Genomic DNA, 6804 nt, shown 5'->3' with positions numbered 1-6804 from the left:
CGCCTTCATCTGGGTTTTCAGTTTTTTGGTTCATCGGGAGTAGTCCCCCGCTGCTATAGCTTTAAAAAATGTGCGCAAGATTCCGGACGTTATCATCCCGTCTTAAGGATCATGACAGAATTAACAGAATATACAGAATGAATAGTCGATTATTATAATATGTATATATTTCATATCGACATATCGTTCATCGTGGAGAACCAGTGTCACTGGTTTTAATAATCAACAAACCGTTCGCGCGCTTCGCTGCCAAGCATGTCTACTCATCCCTGTCCGAATAAAACTTCTCCAACCGCCTTATCTCCGGCTCGAAAAGCTCTTGTTTTCGCTTGGACGTTTTCTCGAAAAAGGAGAGCTCTATTTGGACAGCGCCTTTTCTGCTCGTCTTTTTCCATGAGCCGACAATTTCGCCATTGAGCATCACGGTCGGGGAAAAGAGGCCGTTCCTGGTCATCACCTTTCCATAATGAGCATCGTGAATCATCTCGGAACGGTCCTTGTAGCTCACCACAAATTCGTCGAACGGCGGAAGCAGCAATGCCGACGCGCTTCCTTTCGGCGGAGTCTTAATGTCATTTCGCATCCAGAACTCGCGCCCGTTTGCCTTTTCGCATGCAAAATCGTTTTTGATCATCTCGACAGCGCGCCTGCTATCGGTGAGCGACAAGCCCGACCACCACTCAAAATCAAGAAGCGTCGCCGGTCCGTGGCTCGTAAAATACCTCCGCGCCAGGCGTTCCAACGCAGCCTCCCGGCTTATTGTTTGGTTTCGTTTCCGGGGAACCCATTCGTTTAGCAAAGCATAGGTTTGTTTATTACCCTGTATTTTCCCGTTGCAAAGAATCCCCTCCATCTCGGCGCGTTGTATAATAAGATTCAGCAAGGTGGCATCCGCCTTTATTCTTCGCGCCTTCAGGGCCTCCCCGATTTCCTGCTTCTCCAAATGCCCGCCATTGGACAGGGATTTCTCCACAATGGGAACGGCGCGCGCTATGACCGCCTCGTCCGCGCCGCACATCCGGCAATAGGAGAGATAAATCGGCTTTATTTGCGGGTTCGAAAGTTCGCGCATCCAATGAATGTCATCCGCCGCCACAAAATGCCACGTCGGGCGCAGAATGTGCGTGCGAATGATTTTCCCCGTGTTCAAGGCCTTCTCGACATCCGCAACCGTCTTTGATTCGAGACGCGTTCCGATCGCCCACTTCGCCAAATCCAGCGACTGCGACTGCATCGCGCCCATCCGGGACACGACCTCTCGCGGCTGCTTCAACTCATGGCCGGAGAGCAATTGATTGTATAAACGTATATTGAGCAGGTCCGGGGTCTTCACTTGGAAATTGAAAACGGCGCGGCAAAAAATCCGCGCCGTCCTTCGCGTTTGATTATTTCGACGACAACAACCGGTCCCAAATCCATGTGTTCGTCTCGATGTGATCGATCCACGCCCATGCGCCGAAGGCCGCGAGCGCGGCGAGAACCAGGCCCAGCACGATGCGGCGCTTGCGGCGCTTGGCCGCCTTGTCCTCGTAAGGATCGCGAAGCGTGCGCTGCGAGCCGTCGGGAAGCGTGGCGATGTCCGTGAGCGAGGTGCCGAGCGGGACATTGATTTTTACGCGTCCGTTGACCGCCCATCCCGCCGCGTCAAGAATCGGCCCGAGTGTGCGCTGGCGGAGTTTCAACCAGGCAATGAACATCGACGGGCCGGAAATGATCAGCAACAACGCCACCGGAATGAGGAGGATTTGCCAGGGCGCGAGGCGGGCGATTCCGGTTGCGATCGCGGCAATCGCGCCGGTGAGCGCGCCCGCGGCCACGCCAATCGCGGCCACAGTGCCGACGTCGATTTTTTTCGGCGCCTCGGGTGTCGCGGACGCGGACGCGGCGGCGAGCTTGTCGGCATTGGCGGTGTTTTCCGCAACCTTGTCGAGCTTGGCGCCGGTGGCGGCCTCGGCAGCGGCGCCGCGTTTGGCGAGATGTTCCTCGATTGTGCGGATGAGTTTTTTATAGGGCGACCAAAACGCCTCGCGCACGCTGATCGGGTTCGAAACGAGCTTGGTGATCGTCGCGTCCCAGTCGCGCCCCTTCATGTCGTAGAAGATGCCGTTGCGCCCCACCATCAGATAGTCGGAGTCGCCCTGGGTGAAACAGGCCGCGATTTTCAACGGCGCCTCGCCCGCGCGCTTGAGTTCGCAGTAGGCGATGCACGCGCGGCTGAGCGCGGCGAGCACGGAATGCGCCGCGGGATCATCGACGCGGATGCACAGCTCGCAACTGCGGCTGTCGAGGTAAAGCACGCCCGCCTGAAAGATCGCCGAGTGTTTCAGCGAATAAAAATCGGCGAAGTTCACGAAGTTGCGCAACAGCACGCCGAGCTGGCTGTAGTAGCGCACGAGCCGGTTGATGTCGCTGAGCGCGAGCGATTCGGATTCGAGCGCCTTGTCTTGCGCGACGAGTTTGCCGAGCGCGTCGCGGTCGGCGGCGGAGGTCGCGTGGATTTCCTCGATGCGCGCATCGCCGAGCGCGGTGATCGGCGAGCCGGCGTTTGCCGCGAGCCAGTTTTCGTAGGGCCCGAACTTCGTTTTCAGCGACGCCCACTCGGCGGCGGTGATGTCGGCTTTGTCCGCGTTGAACGCGACCGGCATCGTGGCGGAGAGAAAGGCCCCGACGGCGGCCGTCCACGCGGGATTGATGCCGGTGGCGAGCGACAGCGGCTTGTCGGGCGTGATTTTTGCGAGGGGAAACCCGGCCAGGTCGGAATCGCCCGGCTTGAGGTCGCGCGCGATGATCGCGGCGTAGTCGGACTCGGGGCGGTTGAGCGCGGCGAGCGTGCGCGGATCAAACGAGGCCAGGCGACAACGCTCGAAGTAGTCGTCGATTTTCTCGCGCACCGCCTTGAACGCGGCGTGGGCCGCGGGCGTGGTTTTGCCGAAAACGAAAACCTGCGTCGCCGCGGCCTCGGCGTTGCGCGCGATGTGCGCGGCGACCGCGTCGTAAAACGCGTTGATTTTTTCCTGCGTCACGCCGGGCTTGCCGCTGAGATCCTGCGCGGCGCCTTGAGTGGCGATGATGTTTTCGACGAGCTGCTTGAGCTCGGGCGTGTCCGTGGTGTCGGCGGAAATGACGCCGTCGCCGTTAAAACGGCCGTCGAGAAATTGCTTTCGCGTTTCGGCGATGCCCGCGACGCTGAGCCCGGTTTTGCCCTCGCTGATGAGGAGATTTGCAGTGGAGAGCAGCAGCGCGCCCTCGGGCGTGCCGGCGTTGATCGCATCGGGGGGCAACTGCGGCTGCGGGTTGAGGATGACGCCCACGTCGGCGAGGCGCGTGGAAAGCCATTTGATCGCGCCGGTGATCTCGTCAACGCGGATGCGTCCGTCGTTGTCGGTGTCGAGCAGCTTCAGCGTGTCCTCGTCATATTCGAGGCTTTTCACCGGACAGCTCAACGCGACCCAGAGTTTCTGGTCGAGTTGGCCTAGGTTGAGCAGATCATCGGCTGTATCGAGGATGACTTGGTCGAGTCCGCCGATGCGGGCGAATTTCCAGCGGTGGGTTGTGCGTTGGGTGGATGTCATGGTTGAAGAAGAGGGTTGTGCGCGTGGTGCAGCACTCATTTCCGCTTTATTTGCGCGCGGCTGACAAGTGCGATGTTGCGCTGTAATAATGCGCGAGTTTGCATGAAATGCAATCATGGCGGCCCAAACGCTCACAGTCCCGAAAACAGACACCCACGTCGCGCTCGCAAAAGACGGCGACTGGCGCGTGGTGGTGCTCAACGATCCCGTAAACCTTATGTCATACGTGGTGCTCGTTTTCAAAAAGGTTCTCGGCTTCGACGACCAAACGGCGCAAAAGCACATGCTCGAGGTGCACGAACAGGGCCGATCCGTCGTGTGGTGCGGCCTGAGGGAAAAAGCCGAGGCCTACGCCTACACGCTTCACGAATGGCACCTGCGGGCGATCCTGGAGGCCGACGACAAATGAGCCGCATCGAGATCACGCTCAGCCTGAAAATCGTCGCGCCGCTGCTGGACTTGCTCAATGCCACCGCGAACGAACTCAAGACCCAACTCGCCGTGCAACTGCATCCGCCCGCAAACGGTGACGATGCCGAAATGGACGAAATGTGGCGGAACTCGCTCCTCTCCACGCAAAACGAGAGTGTCGGCGTGCTGCTCGCGCTATTCGACGGCGAGTTTTTTGAAACAGGCACCGTCACGATCAATACCGACGAAAGCATGCAAATAATCCGCGCCTGCACCGCGCTGCGCCTGCAAATGCGCCTACGCCAGCTTGCGGACATCCCCGACGAAACATTGGAGCAGGGCATCGGCGATTTCGACGCGCTGCAACCCGACACGCGCCGCGCCCTCATGGCCTACATGTTTTTGGCCACCCTGCAGGAATTGATAATCCGGCACGTTGAACCCTGAAAAAACTCCCCCCCCTCTTTTCCAACAAAGAACGACCCAACCATGCAAAACGTAACATGCAGCCGCTGCGGCACCCCGTTCAGGACAGCCGCGAGCGCGGCGAACGAGACATCCCCGGCGACCCATTTCTGCTGCGCCGGCTGCGCCCTGCTCTCGCGCGTGCCGGTCGATGAGAAAGGCCAGTTCCCCGTGAACGCGCACCTGATATCGGCGCTCGTGACCGGCTTTCTTTATTTCAACCAGCTGCTGTTCTGGCTGCTGACACTCCTGCTGGAGCATCAGGAAAAAATCGCGCGCGCCTCGCAATTCTGCCGGGCCGGCGCGGTCGCGGCGCTCGCCGTCTGGTGCGCCGTGGCATATATTCAATGGCGCGAACAGGCGGCGCGACGGGCGGATTATTGCGTCTCGGCAATCGCGCTCGGCATCCATGCGTGGATAATTGCGGTCGCGATAACATCGGGCGAGACCCCGCGCGCGTGGCCAATGGTCGCGACCAACGCGCTCCTGATCCTCTGGCACGCGCGCGGAGTTTTCCGGGGAAAGAAATCGCGCCGCTGATGGAGCGACACAAGCGCCCTTTGCCCAAAAATATTTTCCCTTGACTCCCCAAACCCTCACCGCGCATTTTCCGCGCAACTTCAATTTTCAGACATGCGTTTGAACAAAAACATCAACAACACTTGGCGCTGGCGTTGCTCCTCAACGAGACAATGACGCACGCTCACGCACTGTAATATCAACGCACCGATTCCATTTAAACATGAAGCCTGCCGTCATTATCCGGCAGGTTTTTTATTTTTCCCATCCGGCTAATCACGGCTCTTCAGTTTCAACAAAACCAAACAACAGAAAACACACACACATGAACACACAGACACCCACGCAATACACACGTCCCAAACTCCCGATGCACCTGCAGGTGCCCGACGAGCGCGGCTTCTTCGGCAAGTTCGGCGGCTCGTTCGTCCCGCCCGAACTCCAAAAGCAAATGGACGAAATCTATCGCGGCTACCAGCACATCTGCCGAAGCCACGATTTCATCCGCGAACTGCGAAGCATCCGCAAACACTTCCAAGGCCGCCCCACGCCGGTCTATTATTGCAAAAACCTCAGCGACAAGGTCGGCGGCGGGCGCATCTACCTCAAGCGCGAGGACCTCAACCACTCCGGCGCGCACAAGCTCAACCACTGCATGGGCGAGGCGCTTCTAGCCAAATACCTCGGCAAGAAAAAACTCATCGCCGAAACCGGCGCGGGCCAGCACGGCGTCGCCCTCGCCACGGCGGGCGCGTATTTCGGAATCCCCGTCGAAATCCACATGGGCGAAGTCGACATTGCCAAGGAGCATCCGAATGTCGTGCGCATGAAAATCCTCGGCGCGACCGTCGTGCCCGTCACCTTCGGCAACCGCACGCTCAAGGAGGCCGTCGATTCCGCGTTCGACGCCTACCTGAGCGACCCCGTCAACAGCATCTATTGCATAGGCTCGGTCATGGGGCCGCACCCCTTCCCCCTCATGGTGCGCGAGTTTCAGCGCGTCGTCGGCATCGAGGCGCGCGAGCAGTTCATCGAGATGACCGGCGAGCTGCCCAACAACGTCGTCGCCTGCGTCGGCGGCGGCTCCAACGCGATGGGCATTTTCTCCGGCTTCCTCGACGACCCCGTCGAACTCCACGGCGTCGAACCGCTCGGACGCGGCGCGAAACTCGGCGACCACGCCGCCTCGCTCACCTACGGCAAGGAGGGCATCATGCACGGCTTCAACTCGATCATGCTCACCGACGAAAAAGGCGAGCCCGCGCCCGTGTATTCCGTCGCCAGCGGACTCGATTATCCGTCGAGCGGCCCCGAGCACGCCTACTTAAAATCCATCGGACGCACCAAGACCGTGACCGCCACGGATGCGGAGGCCATCCATGCGTTTTTCCAACTCTCACGACTCGAGGGCATCATTCCCGCGCTCGAAAGCGCGCACGCCGTCGCCTACGCCGTGAAGCTCGCCAAGGAGCGCCCGCAGGAGGACATTCTCGTCAACCTGAGCGGACGCGGCGACAAGGACATCGACTTCGTCATGGAAAAATACGGCGACTACGCGGACAAGGAATACTGAACTGGATTCAACGTCCTTATGCTTTCGGGCCTTTCACGGCAGGGCGAACCGTCCCGGTGAGTCGGGGCGGTTCGGGCGGCAAGGTGGAAGCGGCGGGACGCCGCTTCCACGTTACCAGAGTCTGCGGTAGCCGAGGTTTAGGGACCAGGGGCGTTCGTAGAACTGAGCCTTCGCATACTCGTAGTCGATGTAAACTTGGCTGATCGCGTCGATGCGGTAGCTCGTGCCCAGGCCGAACTCGACTCGCTTGCCGTCGTAGTTGGC

6 protein-coding genes are annotated in these 6804 nt (G+C 59.5%); 4 read left to right on the top strand and 2 right to left on the bottom strand.

Translation table 11 applies throughout. The features are described 5' to 3' along the window. Positions 1–259 precede the first annotated feature (259 nt). Both M2103_RS13105 and M2103_RS13100 read right to left on the bottom strand, forming a co-directional pair. The gene (locus tag M2103_RS13105; RefSeq protein WP_277511135.1) at positions 260–1333 is read right to left on the bottom strand and encodes a winged helix DNA-binding domain-containing protein; all 1074 of its coding nucleotides are present in this window, start codon (positions 1331–1333) and stop codon (positions 260–262) included. A 52-nt stretch (positions 1334–1385) separates the two neighbouring features. Next, positions 1386–3572, bottom strand: coding sequence for a hypothetical protein (locus M2103_RS13100; RefSeq protein ID WP_277511133.1), 2187 nt, complete (start codon positions 3570–3572; stop codon positions 1386–1388). A gap of 115 nt (positions 3573–3687) precedes the next feature. Between M2103_RS13100 and M2103_RS13095 the strand changes: the two genes are divergently transcribed. The 4 genes from M2103_RS13095 (at position 3688) to trpB (ending at position 6540) form a co-directional block, all read left to right on the top strand. Then, a complete protein-coding gene (locus tag M2103_RS13095; protein WP_277511132.1) occupies positions 3688–3981 on the top strand; it encodes an ATP-dependent Clp protease adaptor ClpS in 294 nt (97 codons plus the stop codon). Continuing rightward, positions 3978–4430 (top strand): hypothetical protein, encoded by a 453-nt coding sequence (locus M2103_RS13090; RefSeq protein ID WP_277511131.1) that lies wholly within the window; start codon positions 3978–3980, stop codon positions 4428–4430. The genes M2103_RS13095 and M2103_RS13090 overlap by 4 nt, the downstream gene beginning before the upstream one ends. A gap of 42 nt (positions 4431–4472) precedes the next feature. Next, positions 4473–4988 carry a hypothetical protein gene (locus M2103_RS13085; RefSeq protein WP_277511130.1) on the top strand — a complete coding sequence of 172 codons (516 nt, stop codon included), beginning with the start codon at positions 4473–4475 and terminating at the stop codon, positions 4986–4988. Positions 4989–5292: 304 nt separating this feature from the next. Next, entirely contained in the window at positions 5293–6540 is a 1248-nt protein-coding gene (gene trpB, locus M2103_RS13080; protein ID WP_277511129.1) for a tryptophan synthase subunit beta, read from the top strand. Positions 6541–6804: the final 264 nt, after the last annotated feature.

Origin of the sequence: Ereboglobus sp. PH5-5 (genome assembly GCF_029504805.1) — a bacterium.
Classification (GTDB): Bacteria; Verrucomicrobiota; Verrucomicrobiia; order Opitutales; family Opitutaceae; genus Ereboglobus.
Note: the sequence above shows the minus strand (reverse complement) of the source record. Positions and strands in the feature narration are given on the sequence as shown.

Excerpts from the sequence above, each read along its gene's own strand:
- M2103_RS13095 (WP_277511132.1), top strand. The coding sequence starts at position 3,688 with ATGGCGGCCCAAACGCTCACAGTCCCGAAAACAGACACCCACGTCGCG.
- M2103_RS13100 (WP_277511133.1), bottom strand. The coding sequence starts at position 3,572 with ATGACATCCACCCAACGCACAACCCACCGCTGGAAATTCGCCCGCATC.
- trpB (WP_277511129.1), top strand. The coding sequence starts at position 5,293 with ATGAACACACAGACACCCACGCAATACACACGTCCCAAACTCCCGATG.
- M2103_RS13090 (WP_277511131.1), top strand. The coding sequence starts at position 3,978 with ATGAGCCGCATCGAGATCACGCTCAGCCTGAAAATCGTCGCGCCGCTG.
- M2103_RS13085 (WP_277511130.1), top strand. The coding sequence starts at position 4,473 with ATGCAAAACGTAACATGCAGCCGCTGCGGCACCCCGTTCAGGACAGCC.